This is a genomic window from Nocardia testacea NBRC 100365 (assembly GCF_000308775.1).
Lineage (GTDB): Bacteria > Actinomycetota > Actinomycetes > Mycobacteriales > Mycobacteriaceae > Nocardia > Nocardia testacea.
This window is the reverse complement of record NZ_BAGJ01000157.1, coordinates 1-23,882: the sequence shown is the minus strand read 5'-3', so window position 1 is coordinate 23,882 and position 23,882 is coordinate 1. Positions and strand designations below refer to the sequence as shown.

At 68.4% G+C, this 23,882-nt stretch carries 25 protein-coding genes and 1 pseudogene; 14 read left to right on the top strand and 12 right to left on the bottom strand.

What is annotated here, in order from left to right:
- Positions 1–421: pseudogene (locus tag ON38_RS21580) on the bottom strand (hypothetical protein); the annotation flags it as partial.
- Positions 422–1,029: 608 nt separating this feature from the next.
- On the opposite strand from ON38_RS21580, the gene sucC reads away from it, so the two are divergent.
- The 6 genes from sucC (at position 1,030) to purH (ending at position 8,413) form a co-directional block, all read left to right on the top strand.
- Positions 1,030–2,193 (top strand): ADP-forming succinate--CoA ligase subunit beta, encoded by a 1,164-nt coding sequence (sucC, locus tag ON38_RS21575; RefSeq protein WP_039826741.1) that lies wholly within the window; start codon positions 1,030–1,032, stop codon positions 2,191–2,193.
- Positions 2,194–2,235: 42 nt separating this feature from the next.
- Positions 2,236–3,150: a succinate--CoA ligase subunit alpha gene (sucD, locus tag ON38_RS21570; RefSeq protein WP_039826740.1), complete on the top strand. Its 915-nt coding sequence runs from the start codon at positions 2,236–2,238 to the stop codon at positions 3,148–3,150.
- A gap of 355 nt (positions 3,151–3,505) precedes the next feature.
- Positions 3,506–4,429 carry a DUF5336 domain-containing protein gene (locus ON38_RS21565; RefSeq protein ID WP_039826739.1) on the top strand — a complete coding sequence of 308 codons (924 nt, stop codon included), beginning with the start codon at positions 3,506–3,508 and terminating at the stop codon, positions 4,427–4,429.
- Positions 4,430–4,619: 190 nt separating this feature from the next.
- The gene (locus ON38_RS21560; protein ID WP_169333289.1) at positions 4,620–6,068 is read left to right on the top strand and encodes a cell division protein PerM; all 1,449 of its coding nucleotides are present in this window, start codon (positions 4,620–4,622) and stop codon (positions 6,066–6,068) included.
- A 138-nt stretch (positions 6,069–6,206) separates the two neighbouring features.
- Positions 6,207–6,854, top strand: coding sequence for a phosphoribosylglycinamide formyltransferase (gene purN / locus ON38_RS21555; RefSeq protein WP_039826738.1), 648 nt, complete (start codon positions 6,207–6,209; stop codon positions 6,852–6,854).
- Entirely contained in the window at positions 6,851–8,413 is a 1,563-nt protein-coding gene (gene purH, locus ON38_RS21550) for a bifunctional phosphoribosylaminoimidazolecarboxamide formyltransferase/IMP cyclohydrolase (RefSeq protein WP_039826737.1), read from the top strand. The genes purN and purH overlap by 4 nt, the downstream gene beginning before the upstream one ends.
- A 184-nt stretch (positions 8,414–8,597) precedes the next feature.
- Here purH and ON38_RS21545 read toward each other — a convergent pair whose 3' ends face one another.
- From ON38_RS21545 to rpmB, 5 genes are all read right to left on the bottom strand, one after another.
- On the bottom strand, positions 8,598–9,062 hold the full coding sequence (locus tag ON38_RS21545) for a hypothetical protein (protein WP_039826736.1): 465 nt from the start codon (positions 9,060–9,062) through the stop codon (positions 8,598–8,600).
- Between the two features lie 110 nt (positions 9,063–9,172).
- On the bottom strand, positions 9,173–9,427 hold the full coding sequence (gene rpsR / locus ON38_RS21540) for a 30S ribosomal protein S18 (RefSeq protein WP_030522354.1): 255 nt from the start codon (positions 9,425–9,427) through the stop codon (positions 9,173–9,175).
- A gap of 30 nt (positions 9,428–9,457) precedes the next feature.
- Positions 9,458–9,763: a 30S ribosomal protein S14 gene (gene rpsN / locus ON38_RS21535; protein ID WP_039826735.1), complete on the bottom strand. Its 306-nt coding sequence runs from the start codon at positions 9,761–9,763 to the stop codon at positions 9,458–9,460.
- The gene (gene rpmG, locus ON38_RS21530) at positions 9,763–9,933 is read right to left on the bottom strand and encodes a 50S ribosomal protein L33 (RefSeq protein ID WP_030522352.1); all 171 of its coding nucleotides are present in this window, start codon (positions 9,931–9,933) and stop codon (positions 9,763–9,765) included. The genes rpsN and rpmG overlap by 1 nt, the downstream gene beginning before the upstream one ends.
- An 8-nt stretch (positions 9,934–9,941) precedes the next feature.
- Complete coding sequence (rpmB, locus tag ON38_RS21525) at positions 9,942–10,178, bottom strand: 50S ribosomal protein L28 (RefSeq protein WP_030522351.1); 237 nt, start codon at positions 10,176–10,178, stop codon at positions 9,942–9,944.
- A 108-nt stretch (positions 10,179–10,286) separates the two neighbouring features.
- Between rpmB and mrf the strand changes: the two genes are divergently transcribed.
- The 3 genes from mrf to rpmF are packed head-to-tail and all read left to right on the top strand — an operon-like array spanning position 10,287 to position 12,080.
- Complete coding sequence (mrf, locus tag ON38_RS21520; RefSeq protein WP_245564146.1) at positions 10,287–11,636, top strand: ribosome hibernation factor-recruiting GTPase MRF; 1,350 nt, start codon at positions 10,287–10,289, stop codon at positions 11,634–11,636.
- Positions 11,636–11,905 (top strand): type B 50S ribosomal protein L31, encoded by a 270-nt coding sequence (locus ON38_RS21515; RefSeq protein WP_039826734.1) that lies wholly within the window; start codon positions 11,636–11,638, stop codon positions 11,903–11,905. Before mrf ends, ON38_RS21515 begins: the two co-directional genes overlap by 1 nt.
- A 1-nt stretch (position 11,906) precedes the next feature.
- Entirely contained in the window at positions 11,907–12,080 is a 174-nt protein-coding gene (gene rpmF / locus ON38_RS21510; RefSeq protein ID WP_039826733.1) for a 50S ribosomal protein L32, read from the top strand.
- Between the two features lie 236 nt (positions 12,081–12,316).
- Here the strand turns inward: rpmF and ON38_RS21505 are convergent, their stop codons facing one another.
- The 6 genes from ON38_RS21505 to ON38_RS21480 form a co-directional block, all read right to left on the bottom strand.
- Positions 12,317–12,694: a hypothetical protein gene (locus tag ON38_RS21505; protein WP_039826732.1), complete on the bottom strand. Its 378-nt coding sequence runs from the start codon at positions 12,692–12,694 to the stop codon at positions 12,317–12,319.
- A gap of 5 nt (positions 12,695–12,699) precedes the next feature.
- The gene (locus tag ON38_RS21500) at positions 12,700–13,584 is read right to left on the bottom strand and encodes an MHYT domain-containing protein (protein WP_157181836.1); all 885 of its coding nucleotides are present in this window, start codon (positions 13,582–13,584) and stop codon (positions 12,700–12,702) included.
- Positions 13,577–14,134 (bottom strand): GTP-binding protein, encoded by a 558-nt coding sequence (locus ON38_RS21495; protein ID WP_039826747.1) that lies wholly within the window; start codon positions 14,132–14,134, stop codon positions 13,577–13,579. Before ON38_RS21495 ends, ON38_RS21500 begins: the two co-directional genes overlap by 8 nt.
- 55 nt (positions 14,135–14,189) lie before the next feature.
- Complete coding sequence (locus tag ON38_RS21490) at positions 14,190–14,471, bottom strand: DUF742 domain-containing protein (RefSeq protein WP_245564148.1); 282 nt, start codon at positions 14,469–14,471, stop codon at positions 14,190–14,192.
- 233 nt (positions 14,472–14,704) lie between these two features.
- A complete protein-coding gene (locus ON38_RS21485) occupies positions 14,705–15,115 on the bottom strand; it encodes a roadblock/LC7 domain-containing protein (protein WP_051165041.1) in 411 nt (136 codons plus the stop codon).
- The gene (locus ON38_RS21480) at positions 15,112–17,901 is read right to left on the bottom strand and encodes a HAMP domain-containing sensor histidine kinase (RefSeq protein WP_039826731.1); all 2,790 of its coding nucleotides are present in this window, start codon (positions 17,899–17,901) and stop codon (positions 15,112–15,114) included. Before ON38_RS21480 ends, ON38_RS21485 begins: the two co-directional genes overlap by 4 nt.
- 451 nt (positions 17,902–18,352) lie before the next feature.
- Here ON38_RS21480 and ON38_RS21475 point away from each other — a divergent pair, with 451 nt between their 5' ends.
- The 5 genes from ON38_RS21475 to ON38_RS21455 all read left to right on the top strand — a co-directional run bounded on the left by ON38_RS21475 (position 18,353) and on the right by ON38_RS21455 (position 23,414).
- Positions 18,353–19,039, top strand: coding sequence for a response regulator transcription factor (locus ON38_RS21475; RefSeq protein WP_039826730.1), 687 nt, complete (start codon positions 18,353–18,355; stop codon positions 19,037–19,039).
- Between the two features lie 8 nt (positions 19,040–19,047).
- Entirely contained in the window at positions 19,048–20,565 is a 1,518-nt protein-coding gene (locus ON38_RS21470; RefSeq protein WP_039826729.1) for a sensor histidine kinase, read from the top strand.
- 678 nt (positions 20,566–21,243) lie between these two features.
- A complete protein-coding gene (locus ON38_RS21465) occupies positions 21,244–22,650 on the top strand; it encodes a S1C family serine protease (protein ID WP_174372449.1) in 1,407 nt (468 codons plus the stop codon).
- Entirely contained in the window at positions 22,650–23,204 is a 555-nt protein-coding gene (locus ON38_RS21460) for a MogA/MoaB family molybdenum cofactor biosynthesis protein (protein ID WP_051165040.1), read from the top strand. The genes ON38_RS21465 and ON38_RS21460 overlap by 1 nt, the downstream gene beginning before the upstream one ends.
- A gap of 15 nt (positions 23,205–23,219) precedes the next feature.
- Positions 23,220–23,414, top strand: coding sequence for a hypothetical protein (locus tag ON38_RS21455; protein ID WP_039826728.1), 195 nt, complete (start codon positions 23,220–23,222; stop codon positions 23,412–23,414).
- Positions 23,415–23,882 lie beyond the last annotated feature (468 nt).

The following is a 23,882-nucleotide window of genomic DNA, read 5'->3' as shown; positions in this document are numbered from 1 at the left end:
CACCCGGTTCGTAGGGGGCGGGCTCGGGCCAGGATTGCGCCGGCGCGTCGGACCAGGACTGCGCCTCGCCCCAGCTCTGGTGGGTGTTCCAGTTCGGATCGCTGTGCCAGACGGGCTTGTCGTTCTGCTGCCACCCGCCCTGCTGCCAGTTGTCCTGGGCCTGCTGCTCGCTCCCGGACCAGCTGTCGGCCCGGGAGTCGGCCCAGCCCTGATTGGTCGCCCAGAAGTCATCCGCGGCGGTGCGGTGCGCGTCGGCGGCGGCGGAGGCGGCAGCGGTGTTGAGCGGGCGCCTGCGGGCCCGGCTGTCGCCGGGTGCGCCGAACGCGTTGAACGGCTGGGCCGCTTCGACCGGCTGCGCGTTCTCGTGCCGGCGCCGGGCGTGAGGGTCGAGATGGGCGTCGAGGGTGCCGCGGTGGTTCATCGGCCGGATCGCATCCGACCGGCACCGGACTCCTGGCCGGTGATAACGGAATGCGGTGCCGGAAGGGCTGCTGCCGAACGGCTCTGCGACTGCGGAGCGGGGTGCTGCGTCAAGCTGCCGTCCTCTCTAAACCTGCTCAGGGAGCAACATCACGGAGATCTCTACTCGCGGAACAACCGGGTGCGCAAGCATCCACGCTCTGCAACGTTTGTGATCGGCCTGTGACATCGACCGCTTCGACGGTAACGAAACGATTGCGACGCGGCAAGCGGTAGGACGTTTTCAAACGTTACTGTGACATTGATCACGTTTTCACGATGGGGCGTGGCTCACGATCGGACACCCTGTCCTGTGATCTCCGGGTCGCGATCCCTCCGCCGGCGCGGATGGTCGCCGCGCGCCGCCTGCGGCTCGCCCGGAAGCTACTCGCCGGTAGCCTTGGCCTGCGGCTTTACCCTCCCCGCGGGAGTGCTCGTGACCTGCGCCACTTAGGATGAACGTGCCCGATCGGGCGTGCCTGTGAGTGGTTAGAGTCCGAACGACCCGCTACCGACGTCGGGCCGCCAACAAAGACGTTGTCATAGCAACGCAGACGAGACGGTGAGTACATGGATCTCTTCGAATATCAGGCGAAGGAGCTCTTCGTAAAGCACGGGGTGCCTTCGTCGGAAGGCCGCGTGACCGACACTGCCGAGGACGCCCGCGCGATCGCCGCGGAAATCGGCAAACCGGTGATGATCAAGTCCCAGGTGAAGGTCGGCGGCCGCGGCAAGGCCGGCGGCGTCAAGTACGCGGCGACCCCGGACGACGCGTTCACGCACGGGCAGAACATCCTCGGCCTGGACATCAAGGGTCACATCACCAAGAAGATCCTGGTGGCCGAGGCGAAGGACATCGCCGAGGAGTACTACATCTCCTTCCTGCTCGATCGCACCAACCGCACCTACCTGGCCATGTGCTCGGTCGAGGGCGGTATGGAGATCGAAGAGGTCGCCGCTACCAAGCCCGACCGGCTGGCCAAGGTCGCGGTCGATGCGGTCAAGGGTGTCGACCTCGCGTTCGCCCGCTCCATCGCCGAGCAGGGCCACCTGCCCGCCGACGTGCTGGACGCCGCCGCGGTCACCATCCAGAAGCTGTGGGAGGTCTTCGTCAACGAGGACGCCACCCTGGTCGAGGTCAACCCGCTGGTGCGCACCCCGGACAACGAGATCCTGGCGCTCGACGGCAAGGTCACCCTGGACGAGAACGCCGAGTTCCGGCACCCCGACCACGCGGAGTTCGCGGACAAGGACGCGACCGATCCGCTGGAGCTGAAGGCCAAGGAGAACGACCTCAACTACGTCAAGCTCGATGGTGAGGTCGGCATCATCGGCAACGGCGCCGGCCTGGTCATGTCCACCCTGGACGTCGTCGCCTACGCGGGCGAGAAGCACAGCGGCGTCAAGCCGGCCAACTTCCTCGATATCGGTGGCGGCGCCTCCGCCGAGATCATGGCCGCCGGTCTCGACGTGATCCTGAACGACACCCAGGTGAAGAGCGTTTTCGTGAACGTCTTCGGTGGTATCACCGCGTGCGACGCGGTCGCCAACGGCATCGTGAAGGCCCTCGAGATCCTCGGCGACGAAGCGAACAAGCCCCTGGTGGTCCGCCTGGACGGCAACCGGGTGGAGGAGGGTCGCAAGATCCTCGCCGAGGCCGCGCACCCGCTGGTGACGCTGGCACAGACCATGGACGAAGGCGCCGACAAGGCCGCCGAACTCGCGGCCCGCTGAGTCGACCTACCAGGGCACGCCCAGTAAAGGACACACAGAACTATGTCTATTTTCCTCAACAAGGATTCGAAGGTCATCGTCCAGGGCATCACCGGCGGCGAGGGCACCAAGCACACCGCGCTGATGCTCAAGGCCGGTACCCAGGTCGTCGGTGGTGTGAACGCGCGTAAGGCGGGCACCACCGTCTCGCATACCGACAAGGACGGCAACGCCGTCGAACTGCCCGTGTTCGCCACGGTGGCCGAGGCCATCGAGAAGACCGGCGCCGATGTCTCCATCGCGTTCGTGCCGCCGAAGTTCTCCAAGGACGCCATCATCGAGGCCATCGACGCGGAGATCCCGCTGCTGGTGGTTATCACCGAGGGCATCCCGGTGCAGGACACCGCCTACGCGTGGGCCTACAACGTGGAGAAGGGCGCCAAGACCCGGATCATCGGCCCCAACTGCCCCGGCATCATCACCCCCGGCGAAGCGCTGGTCGGCATCACCCCGGCCAACATCACCGGCAAGGGCCCGATCGGCCTGGTGTCCAAGTCCGGCACCCTGACCTACCAGATGATGTACGAGCTGCGCGACTTCGGCTTCTCGACCTCCATCGGTATCGGTGGCGACCCGGTCATCGGCACCACCCACATCGACGCCATCGAGGCGTTCGAGAAGGACCCGGAGACCGAGCTGATCGTCATGATCGGTGAGATCGGCGGCGACGCCGAGGAGCGGGCCGCGGCCTACATCCAGGCCAATGTCACCAAGCCGGTCGTCGGCTACGTGGCCGGTTTCACCGCCCCCGAGGGCAAGACCATGGGCCACGCGGGCGCCATCGTCTCCGGCTCCTCGGGTACCGCGCAGGCGAAGAAGGACGCGCTGGAGGCCGCAGGTGTGAAGGTCGGCAAGACGCCGTCCGAGACCGCCGCCCTGGCGCGCGAGATCCTGGAGAAGGCGGCCGTTTCCGCCTGACCCGCTGTCACTCAGAGGCCGTCCGTTCAGTGCGGACGGCCTCTGAGTTCATCGGGTGCTCTTCCGGCGCCCGGGCCGGGACCTCGCGACCCTCGTCCGCTCGGTCGCGCCGTCGCCGTGAGCTCCGCTCACGGATGCCGCTGGGCAGGGGAAATCACGGGTACGCACCCTCTCGTAGCTCGAGTACCCGGGTAGGTTTCGCGTCTCTGTAGGTGCTCGACGGTTGACTCCCGATGGAATGGGCAACCGCACACCGCGGCCGGAATCCTTCGGTGATGACCTCTGCGCGCGCGTGCAGTAGCGTCAAAGGGAATTCAGCCGTCAGTACGTATTACTCGACCTAGGAGATGACGACATGTCATACCCGACCGGGGGCTCCGGGTACAACGCACCCGTTCCGCCCTCCGTTCCGCCCAATCCAGGCCAGCAGGCGGCCGGTGGTGGGAGTGCCGCTGGGGCCGGCGGGAAAGGACTGCCGTTCTTCCTCACCATCGGTGTGGCCGCGGTGGGCGTGATCGCCTTCCTGCTCGGCTTCCTGTCCTACGTGGGCGCCGATACCGATATGGATCTGCCGTCCTCGGCCGATACCAGCCTGAACCTGTTCGAGTACCAGGAAGCCACGATCGGCGGCCTGCTGCTGATCGCCGCGATCCTCGCGGGCCTGTCGCTGCTGCCCAAGCAGGACTGGGTCGGCGCGGCGGCCGCGGTGGCGGCCGGAACGTTCGTCACCATCCTGTTCCAGCTGTTCAGCCTGCCCGAGGGTGCCAAGGCCGAGATCGGGCTCTACCTGATCCTGGTGCTGGCGCTGGTGCAGACGGGTCTCGCGGTGGCGGTCGTACTGTTCGACGCCGGAATCCTCACCCCGCCGGCCGCTCGTCCGGCGGCGCAGACCGGATTCCCCGGCGGGCAGCAGGGTTACGGCCAGCAGCAGTACCAGGGCCAGCAGAGTTATGGTCAGCAGCAGGGTTACGGCCAGCAGTACAGCAGCGGCCAGCAGCAGCAGCCGGGTTACGGTCAGCAGCAGGCCTACGGTCAGCAGCCGGGTTACGCCCAGCAGCAGCAACAGCAGCAGCAGGGTTACGGCCAGCAGCCGCAGCAGTCGCCGTACGCCGGTGGCCAGCAGCCCTCCCCCTACGGGCAGCAGCCGCCGCAGCAGCAGGCCTACGGGCAGCAGCCGCAGCAGCCGGGGCAGCAGGCCCAGCCGTTCGGTGGTGAACAGCCGTCCGATCCGGCCGCCGACGCCACCCGCGCGTTCCGGCAGTCCGACGACCAGAAGTGAGTACCGGCAGCACCCGGCGCGGCGCGCCTGAAGCGTCCGCGCCGGGGCGGCTGCCACTCTGAAATCCATGAGTTCCCCGCGTACCTCGTCGAACCACCCGCTCCGGGGGGCACGCAGGAGTTCGACGCGTTCCGGCCACGAGCCGGGTTTTCTCTCGCTACCGCCCGAGCGCGCGCGGATGCTTCTCTTCGTGGCCTTCCGGCCCGCCGCTTTCGCCTTGGCCGCCGTCGTGGTCACCATGCTGGTGACCCTTTTCACCGCGGGCAGCGATCTGACCGGTCTCAGCGGCGCGGTGGCCGCGGGCTGGCTCGCTGTGCACCAGGTGCCGTTGCTCATCGGCAATACCACGGTGGGCCTGCTCCCGGTGCTGCCGACCGCGCTGCTGTTGTGGGCCGCGGCCCGGGAAGCCGTCGCCGCCACCGATACCGAACCCACCCGGGCGGAACTGGGCTGGCTGTGCGGCGCCGCGGTGGGAGGCCCGCTGCTGATCACCGCCGTGTGCCTGGCGGTCGCCGAGGACGCGTCGGGATCCATTGCCCTGCAACGCCCCAACCCGCTCACCGCCTTCGGCTGGGTGCTGCTCCTGCACCTGACCGCCGTGTTGTGCGGTATCGCGTTCCGTTGCCGGGAGCGCCTCTTCGAGGGTCTGCCCTACGACGTGATCGCCGCCGCCTATGTGGCGGGCCGCGCCGTCTTGCGCCTGCTGGCCGCCGCGGCGGTGCTGCTGGTGCTGTCCCTGCTGACGCACTGGTCGCGGGTCGGCGAGACCTACGGGTCCGCGGAGGGAATCGTGGACGTGCTCGGACTCACCCTGCTCTCGCTGTTGTACCTGCCGAACGCGGTGGTGGCCGGGGTCGGCGTGCTGGCGGGTCCGGGAGTCGAGTTCGGTGATGCCTCGGTCGGAGTGTTCACCGTGGTCGGTGGGCCGATCCCCGCGGTGCCGGTACTCGCCGCGGTACCGACGGGCCCGGCCGTGCTCTGGTGGGCCGTGCTGCTGCTCGTACCGGCGGCCGTGGGCGTGTACGGGGGCGTGGAATCGGCCCGGGTGAGCTACGACCGCCCCGGCGCGCCCTGGGCGCTGCTCGCCGCGGCCGGGCTCGGTAGCGCGGCGCTCACCGCGCTGGCGGCGCTGTCGGGGGGAGAGCTGGGGAATTTCGGGCGCCTGGGCCTCGAGCTGCCCGTGTTCGCCCTGGCGGTCTTCGCCTGGTTGGCGATACCCGGCTACGCCGGTCTGCTGTTCGCGCGGACCTTCGTCGTCTCGTTCCCCACACCGCTGATGCGTCATCCCGACGCGCTCTTCGACCCCGACGATATCGACTACGACGAAGACTATTACCCCGACGAGCGCGAGAGCACCCGGGCGCCGGTGGACCGCGCGCTGCCGGAGCGTCGGCTCCCGGAGCTACCGGGCGATTCGGCCACCGATCCGGCCGACCGCTATGCCGGTCTGCTCGACCGGCCGCGCGCCGAATCACCGGGGCCGGAGCAGCCGTTGGATGCCGAGGTGGTCGAGGATCAGCCGCGTGATTCTGCCGCGGGGGCCGTCGCCGCCGCGGAGACGGCCCCCGAGATCGTGGACGCGGAAGTGGTCGAGCCGGACGCGCTCGACGGAGACGACGCGGACCCGCGCCGGGCCTGACCGCGTCCGTCCGGACCCGGCTCACTGCCGCCGCAGGCGGGTCCGACCGCGTCTACTAGGCTCTATCCGTGCCGCGGGTTCGTCCCCGCCGGCGGGTGGACCCCGCCCGTCGTTCCTTCGAACTCCAGGAGTAGAGCCCTGACCGCCCCGGAACCCACCGATTCCACCCCGGCCGGCCTGGTCGTACTCGCCTCGGGGACCGGTTCACTGCTGCGTGCGCTGCTCGACGCCGCGGCCGACCCCGGTTATCCGGCCCGGATCCGCGCGGTGGGCGTGGACCGGGAGTGCGCCGCCGTCGAACACGCGACCGCGGCGGGTATCCCCACCTTCCGGGTCGCGGTCGGCGATCACGCCGATCGCGGCGCCTGGGATGTGGCACTCACCGAGGCGGTGGCCGGATACTCGCCCGACCTGGTGGTCTGCGCGGGTTTCATGAAGCTGCTGGGCCCGGTGTTCCTGGAACGTTTCGGCGGCCGGATCATCAACACCCACCCGGCCCTGCTCCCTGCTTTCCCCGGTGCGCACGGGGTGCGGGACGCGCTCGCCTACGGGGTCCGGGTCACCGGCACCACCGTCCACCTGGTGGACGCCGGAGTGGACACCGGCCCGATTCTGGCCCAGGAGCCCGTCCGGGTCGATCCGGCCGACGACGAGGCCGAGTTGCACGAGCGCATCAAAGTTGTGGAGCGACGGTTGCTGGTGGAGGTTGTCGCCGCCGTCGCGACCCGCGGAATTGTCTCCGATGGACGAAAGGCAGTTATCCCTGATGAGCGAGTTCTCCGGTGAGTGAACGCACGCCGATCCGCCGGGCGCTGGTGAGCGTCTACGACAAGACCGGGCTCGTGGAGCTGGCGACCGCGCTGCACGCGGCGGGGGTGGAGCTGGTGTCCACCGGGTCCACCGCGGCGCGGATCGCCGACGCCGGTGTCCCGGTGACCAAGGTCGAGGAGTTGACCGGGTTCCCGGAAACTCTGGACGGCCGGGTCAAAACCCTGCATCCGCGGGTGCACGCGGGCCTTCTGGCCGATACCCGCAAGGCCGAACACCTCGACCAGCTCACCGAACTGGGTATCGAAGCCTTCCAGCTGGTGGTGGTGAACCTCTACCCGTTCAGCGAAACCGTCGCGAGCGGGGCGAGCCCGGACGAATGCGTCGAGCAGATCGATATCGGCGGACCCTCGATGGTGCGCGCCGCGGCCAAGAACCATCCATCGGTGGCCGTGGTGGTGAACACCGGCGACTACGACGAGGTCCGCAAGGCGGTGGCCGACGGCGGGTTCACGCTGTCGGAGCGTATCGCGTTGGCCGCCAAGGCTTTCCAGCACACCGCGAGCTACGACGTGGCGGTGGCGAACTGGATGGCGTCGACGCTGGTCGAGAAGACCGCCGAGGACGACGAGTTCCCGTCCTGGATCGGCGCGGTATGGGACCGTTCGGCGGTCCTGCGCTACGGCGAGAACCCGCATCAGCGGGCCGCGCTGTACACCGACGGTGACGGCGGGCTCGGGCTGGCGCGGGCGCGGCAGTTGCACGGCAAGGAGATGTCGTACAACAACTACACCGACGCCGATGCCGCCCGGCGGGCCGCCTACGACCACGCCGCGCCCGCGGTGGCGATCATCAAACACGCCAACCCGTGCGGTATCGCCACCGGCGCGGATATCGCCGAGGCGCACCGCAAGGCGCACGCCTGCGATCCGGTGAGCGCCTACGGCGGCGTCATCGCGACCAACCGTGAGGTCTCGGTGGCGATGGCCCAGCAGGTGGCCGAGATCTTCACCGAGGTCATCGTGGCGCCCTCCTACGCCGACGGCGCCGTCGAGGTGCTGCAGCGCAAGAAGAACATTCGCATCCTGATCGCCGAAGCGCCTGCGCCGGCGGGTGCCGAACACCGCCCGGTGAGCGGCGGGCTGCTGGTACAGGAGCGCGATGTGATCGACGCCACCGGCGACGACCCGGCGAACTGGACCCTCGCGGCCGGCGAGGCCGCGGACGCGGCGACCCTGGCCGATCTCGAATTCGCCTGGCGCGCCTGCCGGGCCGTGAAATCCAACGCGATTCTGCTGGCCCACGACGGGGCGTCGGTGGGTGTCGGTATGGGGCAGGTCAACCGGGTCGATTCGGTACGGCTCGCCGTGCAGCGGGCCGGTGATCGCGCCGCGGGTTCGGTGGCGGCCTCGGACGCGTTCTTCCCGTTCCCCGACGGTCCGCAACTGTTGCTGGAGGCCGGTATCCGGGCGATCGTCCAGCCGGGCGGCTCGGTGCGCGACCAGGACACCATCGATGCCGCGCGGGCGGCCGGTGTGACCATGTATTTCACCGGGTCCCGGCACTTCGCGCACTGAGGGTGGTGCCCGTGGTGTCACCGCCACGGGCACTCGCTGTTCAGTCGAGGCGGGGCGGAATGCACAGGGGTATCGGCATACACGGATCCGGTGTCCCCGAGAGCGGCTGGAACAGCACGACCAGGAGTTCGGCCGAGCCGCCGGCGGGGCTACCGGGTATCCGTCCGACCGCGCAGGCGGGCGATCAGACCGCGCTGAGTACCCGGCGGTCACCCAGCGGCGCGTCCAGTGGGATCTCCAGCGTGCCGAAAACCGCCATCATCACGCACATCTTGTCGACGGAGTCGGCCCGGGTGCCGCTGCGGAGTTCGACGGTCACCGTGCTGTCGTCCTCGGTGGCGGTGGCGTCCACGCCATAGCATTCGGGCACCCCGGTTTCGAAATGGATCGCGATGCGGTCCTCGGCCACCTGCGTCCACGAGGTGAAAGGGACGGGATGGGCGCCGACGATCGACGGATCGGCGGTGAAGAGGTGGCCGGGGTCGGCCCCGGGATCCTCGGTGGGAGTCGCGGGCGTACTCGCCGGGTCGGGCACGGAGGTCGGGGAGAGACCGGGCTCCGGAGCGGCGGTGCCGTCGCTACCGCAGGCCGAGACCGCGAGGACGACGCCGAGAGCCAGAATTGCCGTGAATCCCCGCAGTGTGACCATGCGCACCACTGTAGCCGCGCCGGCTCCGCGCTCTCCGTGCGTGGACAGCAGCAGGACGCCCGGCCCCGCGGGTACGGGGCCGGGCGTCCGGGTGAGAGTTCAGCGCGGCGTCAGCGGCTGGTGAAGGGCAGCAGGGCCATCTCACGCGCGTTCTTCACCGCGACCGCGACCTGGCGCTGCTGCTGCGGGGTCAGGCCGGTGACCCGGCGGCTGCGGATCTTGCCGCGATCGGAGATGAAGGTGCGCAGCAGATTCACATCTTTGTAGTCGACCGTTTCGATTCCCGCCGCGATCAGCGGGTTCTTCTTGGGCCGGCGGGCCTGTTCGGCGCGGACCTTCTTCGACGGGCCTCGTTTGACTGCCATATGACCGGTTCCTAACTCACGATCGGTGGGTTACCAGCTCGATTTGTGCACACCGGGCAACTCTCCCCGATGTGCCATCTCGCGCACACGCACACGCGAAAGGCCGAACTTCCGGAGATAACCGCGCGGTCGCCCGTCGGCGGTGTCCCGATTGCGCAATCGTACCGGACTGGCGTCCCGGGGCAGTCGGCGCAGGGCCGCCTGCGCGGCCAGCCGGTCGTCTTCGGAGGTGGAGGGTTTACGGATCAGTTCCTTGAGCTCGGCCCGCCGTTCGGCGTAACGGTCGACGACGGCGCGTCGTTGCAGGTTACGGGCGATCTTGGACTTCTTGGCCATCAGCGCTCCTCCCGGAAGTCGACGTGCCGGCGGACCACGGGATCGTATTTCCGCAGCACCATGCGGTCGGGATCGTTCCGGCGGTTCTTGCGGGTGACGTAGGTGTATCCGGTGCCCGCGGTGGAGCGGAGTTTGATCACCGGACGGATATCGGTCGATTTCGATGCCATCGTCGCGCTCAGATCCGTGTTCCGCGGGCGCGGAGGCGGGCCACCACGGCTTCGATCCCGTCCCGGTCGATGGTCTTGATGCCCTTGGCGGACACGTCCAGGGTTATCCGGCGGCCCTCGCTGGGCAGGTAGTAGGTCTTGCGCTGGATGTTGGGATCCCAGCGCCGGCTGGTGCGCTTGTGCGAATGCGAGACGGCCTTGCCGAATCCGGGTTTGCGGCCGGTGACCTGACAGTGCGCCGACATGGGACTCCCTCCGACGTTAACGATGATGACAATCGTTTTCGACAACGATGGGTCCACACTGTAGCGTGTGCACGGTCGTAATTGAAAATCATTACCGAAAGGGTAGTGGTGTCCCATTCCGCACAACTCCCAGAAGCCATCGATTCCGGAGACCGTCGCACACCGGTGGTGGTGGTCGCGGGCCTGCACGGTGATCCGGCCGGTTCCGTCGACCTCATCGCGGACGCACTCGGGGCGACCGCGGGCACCGTGGTGGTACGCCACGATCTCGCCGAACTCGGGGAGGGCATCGTGCGCCGTACCGTGTCCCAGGGCGGTACGGCCACCGTCTCGGTGCACGAACTCGCGCACGGCTGTGTCTCGTGCACGCTGAAGGCGGATCTGCTGCCGCTGCTCTGCACCCTCGCGGCCCGCGATTCGGTGCGGCGGATAGTGCTCGCGCTGGACCCGGCCATCGAAGCGGAGTCGGTGTGCCAGGGGATCGGCGAAGTGGTCGTGGCCGGCGTCGTCGGCCGGGTGGACGGTCCCGCGGCGCGAGATGTGCGGATAGCCGCCGTGCTCACCGGTATCGACGCGCGCACCTGGCTCCCGGCCGCGACCGGCGACGAAGCACTGGACGAACTCGGCTGGGCCTGGGCCGACGACGAGCGCACCCTCGCCCAACTGGCGGTCGGTCAGGTCGATTTCGCGGATGCCCTGGTGATCACCGGGGGCGATCTCGTGGACCCGCTGGAGCGGGCCCGGCTCGGGGCGGTGCTGTCCCGGTTGGTGCCGCTGGCCCCGGCGCTGTGGACGGGGCCGGACGGGGCCGTCACCGCCGCAGCGGTGGAGGGCCTGCTGGCCCGGATACCGGCCGGGTCGCGTCGTGGCCGGGTATTCGACGCGCATGCCCCGCTACTGCGCGGCCAGCCACCACTGGGGGCGGAATACGGCGTGGAATTGGTCGAATTCGCCGCCGGGCGGCCGTTCCACCCCGAGCGGCTGCACGAGGCCCTGGATGTCCTGTTCGAGGGCGTGGTCACCGCACGTGGCCGGGTATGGCTGGCGACCCAGCCGGACGAGGTCGTCTGGCTGGAATCGGCGGGCGGGGGTCTGCGGATAGGCGGTGCCGACCGCTGGCTGGCGGCGATGACCGAAGCCGAACGCGGCGAGGTCGAGCCGGAACGGCTGGCCATGGCCCGGCTGCGCTGGGACGACCGATTCGGCGACCGCGACAATTCGCTGGTCGTCCTGATCCACGCGGCCGACCCGGAGGAGGTCCGGCAGGCGCTGGACCGGGCGCTGGTCGACGATGCCGAGCTGCGGCTGGTCGAGCGGGCGCCGCATCAGGTGGCCCGCTGGACGGATCCCTTCGGCGAATGGCATACCGACCGCTGTGATCCGGACGAACCGTATCCGGCCGCGACCGGCGAGGGCCGGGGCGGCGACACGGGCGAGCGCGCCCGGAAGGAGAAGTGATGAAAGCCGATATCCATCCCGACTACCACCCCGTCGTCTTCGAGGACGCGAGTACCGGGGCCCGGTTCCTGACCCGTTCCACGGCCACCGGCGACCGGACCGTCACATGGTCCGACGGCAATACCTATCCGCTGCTGACGGTGGATGTCACCGCGGATTCACACCCCTTCTGGACCGGCGCGCACCGCGTGCTCGACACCCAGGGCCGGGTGGAGAAATTCGAACGTCGCTACGGCCGGCGTGCCGGGCGGACCCGGAAGGAGCACTGAGATGGCAGTACCGAAGCGGCGGATGTCGCGGTCCAATACCCGTAGCCGCCGGTCGAACTGGAAGGCCACGCCGCCGGATCTGGTTCCGGTCACCGTGGACGGTGTGGTGCATCGGGTGCCGCGGCGACTGGTCCAAGCCGCCGGTCGTGGCCTGCTGGACCTGAAACGCCGGTGAACTGTCAGGCCCCCTAGATGTGAAAAGGCCGTGGCGGCAGCCCTATCCGAGCGTAAGCTGCGCACGACACGCCGCTTACGGCAAATATCCCGCAAGCATGATCATGGTCCTGACCTGCCGAGATTGCATGCTGGGCGATTGCGGACCGAAGTCGGGTGCGGTGCCGCTATTTCGGACGGATATGCGGTGACCGCCGAAAAAACCCGGCGGACTACTGCTTCACCGGTCCATACCGGTTATCCTCGTGCGTGAGGGCGGGTCTCCCAGGGATGGGAGACCCGCTCATCGCCACTTTCGAGGGTTTTCACCTCGATCTCCACGGGTAATTCCGCCCCCTGCCGCGAGTCGGATTCCGCCGCGAGCGCCTGTGCGATATCGCCCACCTGCCGCAGCAGCGCCAAGGCGAGCGCGGCCGGCAACAGCAGCAGCGATACCGGCCACGGCAACTCCACCCGCTCGGACCGGTCCGCCCGGGCCGCGAGATCGGCGACCGTGGCTTCCATTTCGCTGATCTCGACCCGCAGCTCGGACACCTCGGAGCGCAGTCCGCGCACCTGTGCCCACAGCTCCCGCAGGAGCTTCTCCTGATCGGACAGCACGGTTTCGGTGTCCATCCGGATCAGCGCGCCGGTTCCGGCAGCGGTTGAGCCCGCTGCGCGAGGGCCGCCGCCGCATTGGGCCGGGCTGCGGGCCGGGCCTGCCCGTCGGCCGGGCCGCCGGTCTCGGACGCATCCGGCTTCGTTACGCGGGGGGTGTCGTCGGGACGTTCCGGAGCCACCAGCACCGCCGTGATCGGAACGGCCAGGGCCAGTAGGCCGATGACGAACATGGGGAAGGCATAGCCGAACAGTTCCATGCCCTGCGCGGGTTCGGCCTCGGGATCGAAACGGAATTCGAGGGCGGCGACACCGGTGAAATAGACGGCCGCCACGCCCGCGCCGAACATCGCGATCGACCCGGCCCGCGCGGCGGGGAAGCGGAACCGCTGGAAGAGGAATACACACAGCGAGGAAGCGGTCACCACGACGACGATCGCGACGACGAAGAGCCCGATGTTCAGCGAGACCGAACCCTGGATATCGATCGAGGTGAGCTGCAGCCACAGCATGATCCCGAACCCGAGGCCGAGCCCGGCCGCCGCGTTCACCATGCGTTTGACCTCGAACTCGCGACCGGCGAGCAGCAGGCCGAGGAAGACCGCGCCGACGGCGAACACCAGCGACAGCGTCAGGTCCGAGATGTCGTAGCGCAGAATACGGCCCGGAATGGAGATGCCCAGCATCGAGACGGTACTGGCCAGCCAGACCCCGATACCGCCGATGGAGACCGCGGCGGCGGCGACCCAGACCGGGCGGAACCGGACCGAACGGCGGCCGTTCACCGCACAGGCCAGGCCCACGAACATCCCGACCGCCGACACCCCGAAGGTGAGCAGGGTCAGCCAGTAGCCCATGGTGAACAGATCGGCGGTCTCGACCGTTTCCGCGGCCAGCACCTCAACCATGCCGGGCGACTCCCTCGTATTCCTGGGCCTTCAAACGGTTGATCGCGTACTCGGTGACGGCGGCCAGTGCCTGCCGGACCTCTTTCGCGTCACGGGCATCGATATCCACGATCGGCACCCCTTCGCGCACCGACAGCGCCTCACGCAGTTCGGCCATCGCGAACCGCGGCGAGTTCGGGAACCGGTTGACCGCGATCAGGAACGGCAGATTGCGGGCCTCGAAGAAATCGACGGCCGCGAAACTGTCCTCCAGCCGGCGCGCGTCCACCAGTACCACCGCGCCGATGGCGCCGCGGATGAGGTCGTCCCACATGAACCAGAACCGGCGCTGACCGGGCGTGCCGAACAGGTACAGCGTCAGGTTCCCGGGCAGGATGATCCGGCCGAAATCCATTGCGACCGTGGTGGTCCGCTTGTCCGGGGTGTCGTCCAGATTGTCGACGCCGTCGGAGAAGCTGGTGACCATCGCCTCCGTTCGCAGCGGCACGATCTCCGAGACCGCACCCACGAAAGTTGTTTTCCCCGCACCGAATCCACCGGCGACGACAATCTTGGTCGACGCGACCCGGGTATCGGTCTCGGCCGCACCACCACCCTGGTTGTTGCTAAAGGGCTCGGAGTCCACGCAATGTCCTCTCCATCAGCGACCGGCGTTCGTCGTAACTCGCCTGCTCGGTCAAAGTCGAATGCACTCGCAGGTTGCCGTCCACGACGAGATCACCGATGACGACGCGGACCATACCGAGCGGGCGATCGAGATGCGCGGCGATTTCGGCAACCGACAGCTGGTGGGCTCCGAGCCGGAGGATCTCGGCTCGGATGTCACCGGACGGCCAATCGAATTGTGCATGATAGGAGATTGTTTCGATAACCGCCTCCATCGGCAGATCGACTGCCGGCTGGGTTCGCCCGGCGGTGAGGGCATAGGGGCGGACACGTCCGGCCCGGCGCGGGTTGTTCGGCTGCGCAGGTGCGTTGAACCGATAGGAACCGGTGTTGTACTGCGAGGAACCGGGTCCGAAGTTCTGTGCGCCCGGACCGTAGTTCCGGTCCGGGGAGCCGAATCCGGCTCCGCCGGTGTGGGGATCGGGCATGCCTTGGCCGAATTGGGACATGACGCTCAGACGGTGGATCGGGCGGTCGCGCTGACGACCGAGCCCACGCGATCGACCAGCAGGGCCATCTCGTAGCCGATCCGGCCGATATCGTGCTGCTTGTTGGCGAGTACCGCGATATGCGAGCCGTTGCCGACACTCATCACCAGCAGGTAGCCGCGTTGCATCTCCACGATCGACTGCATCACCTTGCCACCGTCGAACAATTGGGCCGCGCCGGTGGACAGGCTGGCCAGACCCGCCGTCACCGCGGCGAGCTGTTCGGCACGATCGGCGGGCAGATGGGGACTCACGGCCTGCAGCAGGCCGTCCGCGGAGACCAGGACGGCATGGGAGACACCCGGCACGTCCCGGGTGAATCTGGCGACCAGCCAGTTCAGGTTCTCGTCCGTGCCGCTCTTCGGGTCGTCGGTCATGCAAGCCCTCCGTCATTGTTCTGTGCGTCGGCCCGCCCACTGCGGACCCCGCTCAGGTGCCTGGTCAGATTGCTCCGTATCTCCGCCGGGTCCCGCGGGGCCTCGTCTTCGACGGGGGTCAGCCCACCGGGGACGAGCTGCGCGCCCGGTCGGCGGATGGGGAGCCCGTTCGCGGTTTTGGAGTCCGAGCTCGGCTTGGCGGCGTCCTCCGCGGCCAGCCAGCCGATATCGGCGGGGGTGGTCCAATCCTGGCGCGGCCGGTCCTGGGTGGTGGCCGGCTCGACCAGCCATTCCGAGACCATACGCTGGTAGATCGGAGTGGGGGTTTCGCCGCCGACCGGTTGCAGCCGGGAGGAGGTGGTCGTGGCCGGCGCCGGCTCGTCGCGGCGTGTCTCGGCGCGGCCGAACGGATCGTCGTGGTCCATGCCCGGCCGCCGGATCGGCAGTCCGGAGCGGACGGTGACCGCCGGCGGCTCCGGGTCGGCCGCGGGCCGGTTCTCGGTGGTGCCCGGCACCGGGAGCTCGACCGGAGCCGGGAAGGACTGGGTCTTGTGGGTTTCCGACCACAGCCCGGTGGGCGCTTCGTCGGCGTCCGGGGTTTCGGGGACCGGATCGAACGCCGAGAAGGTGCCCCGGGGGCCACTGCCGTTGCCCGTGTCCGTGCCGGAGGCCGCGGGACCGTGCGTGGACGGGCGGCGCTGCGGCAATCCGGTGGACGTGGTGCCGAAACTCGAGGTCACGGGTGCGGGGGTGAGTGGCCGCACCGCGGGAAGATCGGTACGCGAGGGCCACGAGTCCGGGTACGGCAGATCGGGTACCGGGGTCAGCTGCCGCGGCGCCGGCGGCTGGGAGAGCTGCGGCAGCTGCGAGGTGTGCTGGAGCTGCGGCGGGGCCGCGGAGAGGTCGGTGGTGAGGACGTTCGAGTCGTCGGGCCCGGTATCGGGTGAGACCAGGAGACCCGGCAGATGCAGGCTGGCGGTGATGCCGGGCTGCTGCGCCATGGTCGAGGTACGTCGCAGGCCCACGGTGATCTGATGCCGTTTGGCCAGCCGGCCGACGACGAAAAGACCCATTCGACGCGCGGTTTCGACATTGATCTCACCGCCGGAGGCCAGGCGCGCGTTGGCGGCCTGCAGATCCTCGGTGGCCATACCCAATCCCCGGTCGGTGATCTCGATGAGGTATCCGCCGTCGACCGCGCGTGAGACGGTCACCGCCACCGGCGTATTGGGCGGGGAGTACCGCAACGCATTGTCGATGACCTCCGCGAGCAGGTGTTCGATATCGACCGCGGGCTCACCGGCGACCACACCTTCGGGCACATGACCGATCTCGACCCGCTGATAGTCCTCGACCTGGGAAACCGCACTCCACAGCATATCCGAGAGCGGGACCGGGTCGAGCTGCCCGCGGCGCAGCGCGGTACCGGCCAGGACGAGCAGGTTGTCACCATTGCGCCGCATTCGAGTGGCGAGATGGTCGAGCCGGAACAGGTTCTGCAACCGCTTCGGATCGTCCTCGTCGTGCTCGAGTTCCTCGATGATGCCGAGCTGCTGTTCCACCAGCGATTGGCTGCGCCGGGACAGGGTTTCGAACATGTTGCCGATCTGGACGCGCAGACGTGCCTGGTCGGCGGCCAGATTGAGGGCCTGCTGGTGCATTTCGTCGACCGCCCGGGCGAGCTGGCCGATCTCCTCGGTGCCCTGGACGCCCACCGGCTCGATTTCCGGGGTCTCGGCGCCGCCGCGGACCTGTTCGAGTTCCGCGGGGAGGCGCACATGGGCCACCTCCAGTGCGTCGCGGCGCAGCCGGCGCACCGGAACGACCAGGGTCCGGGCGACCGCGAGCGCGAGGGTCAGTCCGCCGAGCAGGGCCGCGATGAGCAGTGCGGTCTCGCGCAGCGCGCTGTTCTGCGCGGAAACCGTCGCATGGTGCAGCGCACCGGTGATGGTCGCGATCAACTGGTCGGTGGTGACCTGGTAGGCCTGGGAGCTGGTATCCAAGGATTTCAGCGCGGCGGGATCGGTCATCGCGCCCTGGGTGCCCTGACTGAAGATCGCCAGGCGGGTCTGCACCGCGTCCAGGAGCGGCCGCATATTGCCGGCCACATCCGGCATGATCTGCCCGTACTGATGGATCATGGTGAGTTCGGCGCCACCGGAGGTGAGCACCCGGGCGCGCATGGCCGGATTGTCCTCGGCGGTGGGCGAACTGATCACCAGTCGCTGCGCGGTCAACGACCGCCGTGCGTTCTGGATGGCGCTCACCTGCAGGAAATAGCGCTGGATCGAGAGGTCCTCGACGGTCGGCGATTGCGCGAGCGCGTTACCGATGCGGACCGCGATCTCGTCGGCCTGATCACCCACCATGGCGGGTGATCCGGTACTCAGGCCGCTGCGCATGGTGCTGCCGATGGTGAGTGCCGAGGACAGCTCGCGGGAGACCTCCGGGCGGATCCGGTAGGAGTCCAGCGCCCGTTCCAGGGTTTCGTGGGCCGCGTCGAAACCGGCGAGGGCCGCGGAGGCCCGCGGTTCACGGTTGTCGGCCCAGCCGGCGGTAGCGGTGACCGCGAGGTGCTCGGCGGCGGCGTTGTAGCCGACGATGGGTGCGATGATGCGGGACTGTTCGGTCGCGGCCTCGAGCTGTTCCAGGGTGCGCAGCTCGTTGTTGATCCGTAGCACCGCGAAGAGGGTCGCCAGGACGACCGGCAGGACCAGGACGATGCCGACCTTGCGGGTGACCGACCAGTTGGACAGGCTGAATTGCCACGGTCGCGGGGTTTCCATCCGCCTCTGTCGCCTCCGCATCACGATCGACCTCTTTGGCGCGTGGGCGTTTCAGTTATGATTCACTGCACACCGAACCAACCGGAGGTCTAGTTTTTACCGATCGGAACATACCGTGCATGGTAGCGGCGGGCAATCGGGACGTTCAGACGGTTATACCGCGAATAAAGCGGATGTGGAACAGGTTTCGTGGCATATCACAGGGTGGTAATGGATCGTCCGGTTGCCGGATGAATTCCCAGGTGGAGATGCCTGCGCGCGGTAGCGTCGCGAGTTCGTCTTCATTGGGTCGACCGTCCGGTTCCTTCCCGCGAGGGGGAAGTTCCGCGCGATATTCGATCCGCCGCCGACCGGATCCGGAAAATCCGTCCGGCGAAGCCGGAGGTCAGCGGACCCGCGGCGCGCCGGACCCTCTCAGTAGCCTCTCAGTCGCTCCCGTCAAACTGGTGTTATGCGGATTCTGGTGGTCGACGACGATCGTGCCGTGCGGGAGTCACTGCGCCGGTCGCTGACCTTCAACGGATACACCGTCGATCTGGCGGTGGACGGTATCGACGCATTGGAGAAGGCGACCGCCGACCGCCCGGACGCGCTGGTACTCGATGTCATGATGCCTCGACTGGACGGACTCGAAGTCTGCCGGCGGCTGCGCAGCACCGGAGACGACCTGCCCATCCTGGTACTGACCGCGCGCGATTCGGTATCCGAGCGGGTCGCGGGCCTCGACGCCGGCGCCGACGACTACCTGCCCAAACCGTTCGCGCTGGAAGAACTGCTGGCCCGGCTGCGTGCCCTGCTGCGCCGCCGCGCCCCGGACACCGGTGAGATCTCCGAGGCGATGCGCTTCGCCGACCTCTCGCTCGACCCGGTCACCCGCGAGGTGGCCCGCGGCTCGCGATCCATCTCGCTGACCCGCACCGAGTTCTCCCTGCTCGAAATGCTCATGTCCAATCCGCGCCGGGTACTGACCCGCGGCCGGATTCTCGAGGAGGTATGGGGCTACGACTTCCCCACCTCCGGTAACGCCCTGGAGGTCTATATCGGCTATCTGCGCCGGAAAACCGAGGCCGACGGCGAACCCCGCCTCATCCACACCGTGCGCGGGGTCGGCTACGTCCTGCGTGAAACGCCCCCGTAAGCGCGAATATGGCACGCACCTCCCGTTCCGGGGCCAAGAAACATACCGTCGCGCCACTCGGCGGCCCGTGGCCGGACGAGCCGACCCCCATGCGGCCCCCGACCCCGCTCACCCGCACCGTATCCCTGCGCTGGCGGGTCACCCTCCTGGCCGCGTCCCTGGTGGCGATCTTCGTGGCGATCACCTCCATCGCCGCGTACGCCATGGTCGCCCGGGCCCTCTATGGGCAGGTCGATGCGCAGCTGCGCGCTCGGGCCGCCACCATGATCAGCGGCGATATCGACAGTATGGCCTTCCAGTCGCTGGGCGTGGCGACACTGTTCTCGAACGATATCGGCGTCGCGCTCATCTATCCGCCCGCCGACCGGGAGGCCACCCAGCGCACGAGTCTGCCCGCCTACATCCCGCCGCAACCGACCACCCCGCCCATCGGCACCGAGGAGATCGCGGTGGCGCAGGGCGCCCGCGATTCGTCGCTGCGCACCTACAACAATCAGCGGGTACTGGCCGAACGCATGGATTCCGGCGTCACCCTGATCATCTCCCAGCGGCTGGAACCGACCCGCGAGGTACTGGACCGGCTGGCCTGGCTGCTGTTCGCGGTCGGCGCCTGCGGTGTCGTCCTCGCCGCCGGTGCCGGCACCACCGTCGGCAGGACCGGGTTGCGTCCGATCGCCCGGCTGACCGCGGCCACCGAACGGATCGCGCGCACCGACGACCTCACCCCCATTCCGGTGACCGGTGACGACGAACTCGCCCGGCTCACCGAGAGTTTCAACACCATGCTGCGCGCCCTGACCGAATCCCGGGACCGGCAGCGGCGGCTGGTCGCCGACGCCGGCCACGAACTGCGTACCCCACTGACCTCCCTGCGCACGAATATGGAGCTGCTCATCGCCTCGAGCCGCCCGGACGCACCCGCCATCCCGGAGGAGGATATGGCGGAACTGCGTTCGGATGTGATGGCGCAGATCGAAGAGTTGTCCAACCTGGTCGGCGACCTGGTGGATCTGGCCCGCGAGGACGCTCCGGAGACCGTGTACGAGCGTGTCGACCTCGGTGAGGTGACCGAACGGGCGCTGGAACGGGTCCGCCGCCGCGGCGCGGTCGGCTTCGCCGCCGATCTGCGCCCCTGGTTCGTGTACGGGCACGACGCCGCATTGGAACGCGCCATTCTCAATGTGCTCGACAATGCCGCCAAATGGAATCCGCCCGGCGAACAGGTCCGTGTGCGGATGGCCGAGACCGGACGCGGGCTCCTGGAATTATCGGTCGATGATGCCGGACCTGGTATTCCGCCCGGCGAACGCGAGTTGGTGTTCGAGCGTTTCTATCGCACGACCGCCTCGCGTTCCATGCCCGGTTCCGGGCTCGGTCTGGCAATTGTGAAACAGGTCGTAACCAAACACGGCGGCACTATTGCGATCGACACCTCCGCGCGCGGCGGCGCACTCATCCGCATCGTATTGCCGGGTGAAAACCCGCCACCGGAGGAATATCGTCCGGAAGGCGTCGGCAGCGAATAATTGCCGAAGGCCGAAAATATCGCCCGGATTTCCCGGGCGGGGCCGGAAATTGCCGCGGAATGCGTAGCGCTCGGAGCAAGAACACGGGCGGAGGGGTGGCTCGTGATACCGATGGGGCGTCGGTGGTGCGGTGTAGGTGGGCTACGGGGCCGGGCGAGTGTGTGCAGCTCCGGCGCGCGGGGTTGAGGCCCCCTTGTGTCTCGCCGTTTCGGCCTCGAGACTTGCGCCTTCGGCGCGGGCGCTTTCGAGGCCGAAACGGCGAGACGGGCCTCAACCCTTTGAGGTGTCTCGTAAGACTCGACACATGGGGTTGCGTCGGCGTTCGAGGGTCGGAACGGATGTCGACTCGCCCTCGGGTCTTCGGGGGGCGGGGTTCGTCGAGGATTTACAGTGCGTGCCGTGGGGTCGACCGGGCTGTTCGAGGTGTGTTTCAGGGTGCGCCTTCGGTGTACTCGGCTTGTCGGCATCTCTGGTCGGAGGCGGCAGGTTCTGGGTGAGAGCGAAGGAGCGCAGCAGTGGATGGGCGTGGTGAAGAACGGGTCACGGGGGTCTGGGACCGCCCTGCCGGAGACGGGCAGACGAACACAACTACGAGCACCGCAAATTAATGCAGCTCTCAGTTCGTTCTCAGTAGTGGTCGGCAGGCTGGACAGCGGATATGAGCAGAAAAGGGAAACTATGACCGAGGATTTCACCAATCGGCCGGCCGGGCCGGAATCGGGACCGGTGCCGCCCTCGACGCCGCAGCCGCAGGCCGGGCCGCCGAATTCCGGGCCCGGCGAGCCGGCCGGGTCCGGTCAGGCGCCGGGAGGCGGGATCCCGCCGTATCCGGGTGGACCGCAGTTCCCGGGCGGCGGGGCGGGCGATACCGCTGCGTATCCGGCTGCCGGCGGGTCGTTCGCCGGGCCGCCGCCGTCGGGCGATTCCGGGCAGTTCTATGCCGCCGCGCCGCCGCCCCCGCGCCGGAGTCCGGTGCGTACCGGTCTGGTGGCCGGGGCGGTCGCGCTGGCCCTGGTGAGCGGCGGTATCGGCGGTGCGGTGGGGGCGCTGGTCAGCGATTCCGGTGATCGCCCGGCGGCGACGAATGCGCTGGACGGGCCGGTGCCGAAGGTGCAGAACACGGCGAACGCGCCGGCCGGGTCCACCCAGGCGGTGGCGCAGCGGGTGCTGCCGTCGGTGGTGATGATCGAGGTCGCCAGTAACCGCGGACAGGGGGAGGGGTCCGGGGTGGTGTTGTCCTCGGACGGCTTGATCCTGACCAACAACCATGTCGCGGCCGGGGGCGGCGGAAACGGCGACATGTCGGTGACCTTCTCCGACGGCAGTACGGCGCAGGCGTCGCTGGTGGGCGCCGACCCGGTCTCCGACCTCGCGGTCATCAAGGTGCGCGGTAAGACGGACCTGCAGCCGATCGAACTGGGTAGCTCGGCGAACTTGCAGGTCGGTCAGCCGGTGGTGGCGATCGGTTCGCCGCTCGGACTGGCGGGCACCGTGACCACGGGGATCGTCTCGGCGATGAATCGCCCGGTGTCGACCACCGGTGAGGGCGGTAACGACCCGACCGTGCCGAATCCGGTGATCGACGCGATCCAGACCGATGCCGCGATCAATCCGGGTAATTCCGGGGGCGCCCTGGTCGACGCCGAGGGTCGTCTGATCGGGATCAATACCGCGATCGCGAGCCTGGGCTCGTCGGGGGCGGGAGGCCAGCAGAGCGGTTCCATCGGGCTCGGGTTCGCGATCCCGGTGGATCAGGCGCGCCGGGTCGCCGACGAGTTGATCAAGAGCGGCCACGCGACGTACGCGCAGATCGGAATGACCGTGCAGCGGGACGAGTCGGTGCACGGCGCACGGGTTCTCGATGTCACGCCGAACGGTCCGGCGGCCGCGGCGGGCATTCCGTCCGGGTCCATCGTGACCCGGCTCGACGACCGGACGATCGACTCCGGCGACGCGCTGGTCGCCGCGGTGCGGTCGAAGCAGCCGGGAGACAAGGTGACAGTGACGTATACCGACGAACGCGGTGGAAACACCCGTACGGCCGAGGTGACCCTCGCCGCCGCCGCGGTGGAGGGAGGCCGATGATGCAGAAGGTGGCCGGGGGTGGGCACGCGGCGCTCGCGATCGGCGCTACGGTGAGCGGTATGGAAATCGATGCTCCTGTTGCGGGGCGTGCACTGGTCGTGGTGGTGGACGATCGAACGGCGCACGGTGGCGAGGATTCGCTGGGCCCGCTGGTCACCGAACTGCTCACCGAGGCGGGGTTCCTCGTCGACGCCTCCGTTTCGGTGGAGGCCGACGAGGTGGCGATCCGGAACGCGTTGAATACCGCGGTGATCGGTGGGGTGGACATAGTGATCTCGGTCGGCGGCACCGGCATGTCGCCCCGTGATGTCACGCCCGAGGCCACCTCCGAGGTACTCGACCGGGACCTGCCCGGGATCAGCGAGGCGTTGCGGGCGTCGGGCCGGGTGGCCGGTTCACTGGACGCCGGACTTTCCCGCGGTCTGGCCGGCATCTCGGGGAGCACGCTGGTGGTGAATCTGCCGGGCACCCGCGCCGCGATCCGCGACGGGATGGCGACGCTGGGGCCGCTGGCGAGCCGGGTGATCGGGGAATTGTCCGGGCTGCTGGAATGAGCCGGGGCGAGCAGTATGAGTGAGGGCGAGACCCCTGAGGTCCCCCGTCGGGCGCGCCGCCGGACGGGGGATCCGGCGCGTCTGGACCAGATCTTCGGTGAGGTCCTGCCGTCCACCACGCGGGACGAGCGGGACGACGACGGGCCGTCCGGTGCCGACGACGACTGGTGGCGCGCACAGGTGCCACCGCATCACGGCGGCACCGGATAACCCGGAAACCCTTGGCGCTCAATGCCTTTCGTGCCGATCCGGGGCGGGGTGCAAGTTCCGGGGGGGGGGGGGTAACGGGGGAGGGCGAATTTCTCCGAAATTGTCCGGTATCGGAATGGTGAGTTTATAATGTTCCACTCCCGCCCTCGGTGATTTAAAGGGGGCTATTCTCTTGACGCATTCTTTGCGGGGAATTTCCGTCTGCCCGCGCCCTGCGCGTATGCCGTCACCTGCGTTTGCCTACGGACTCGACCCGCCTCGCATTAGGATGTGACTTGGATCACATTAACGTATAGCGAAAGCACCCTTTGTCCAACCTGTTACCGACCGTTTAATCTCGGCTTCGTCGACCGCCGCAATGGTGGTCCGGCGCGGCTCCAGCGTATTTGGTCCCCGCCGGTCGCATTAGCGTGCATTGTCCGATTTGCGGCGTTGCACCGAAATAACAACAGGTCACCTGTAGGTAAC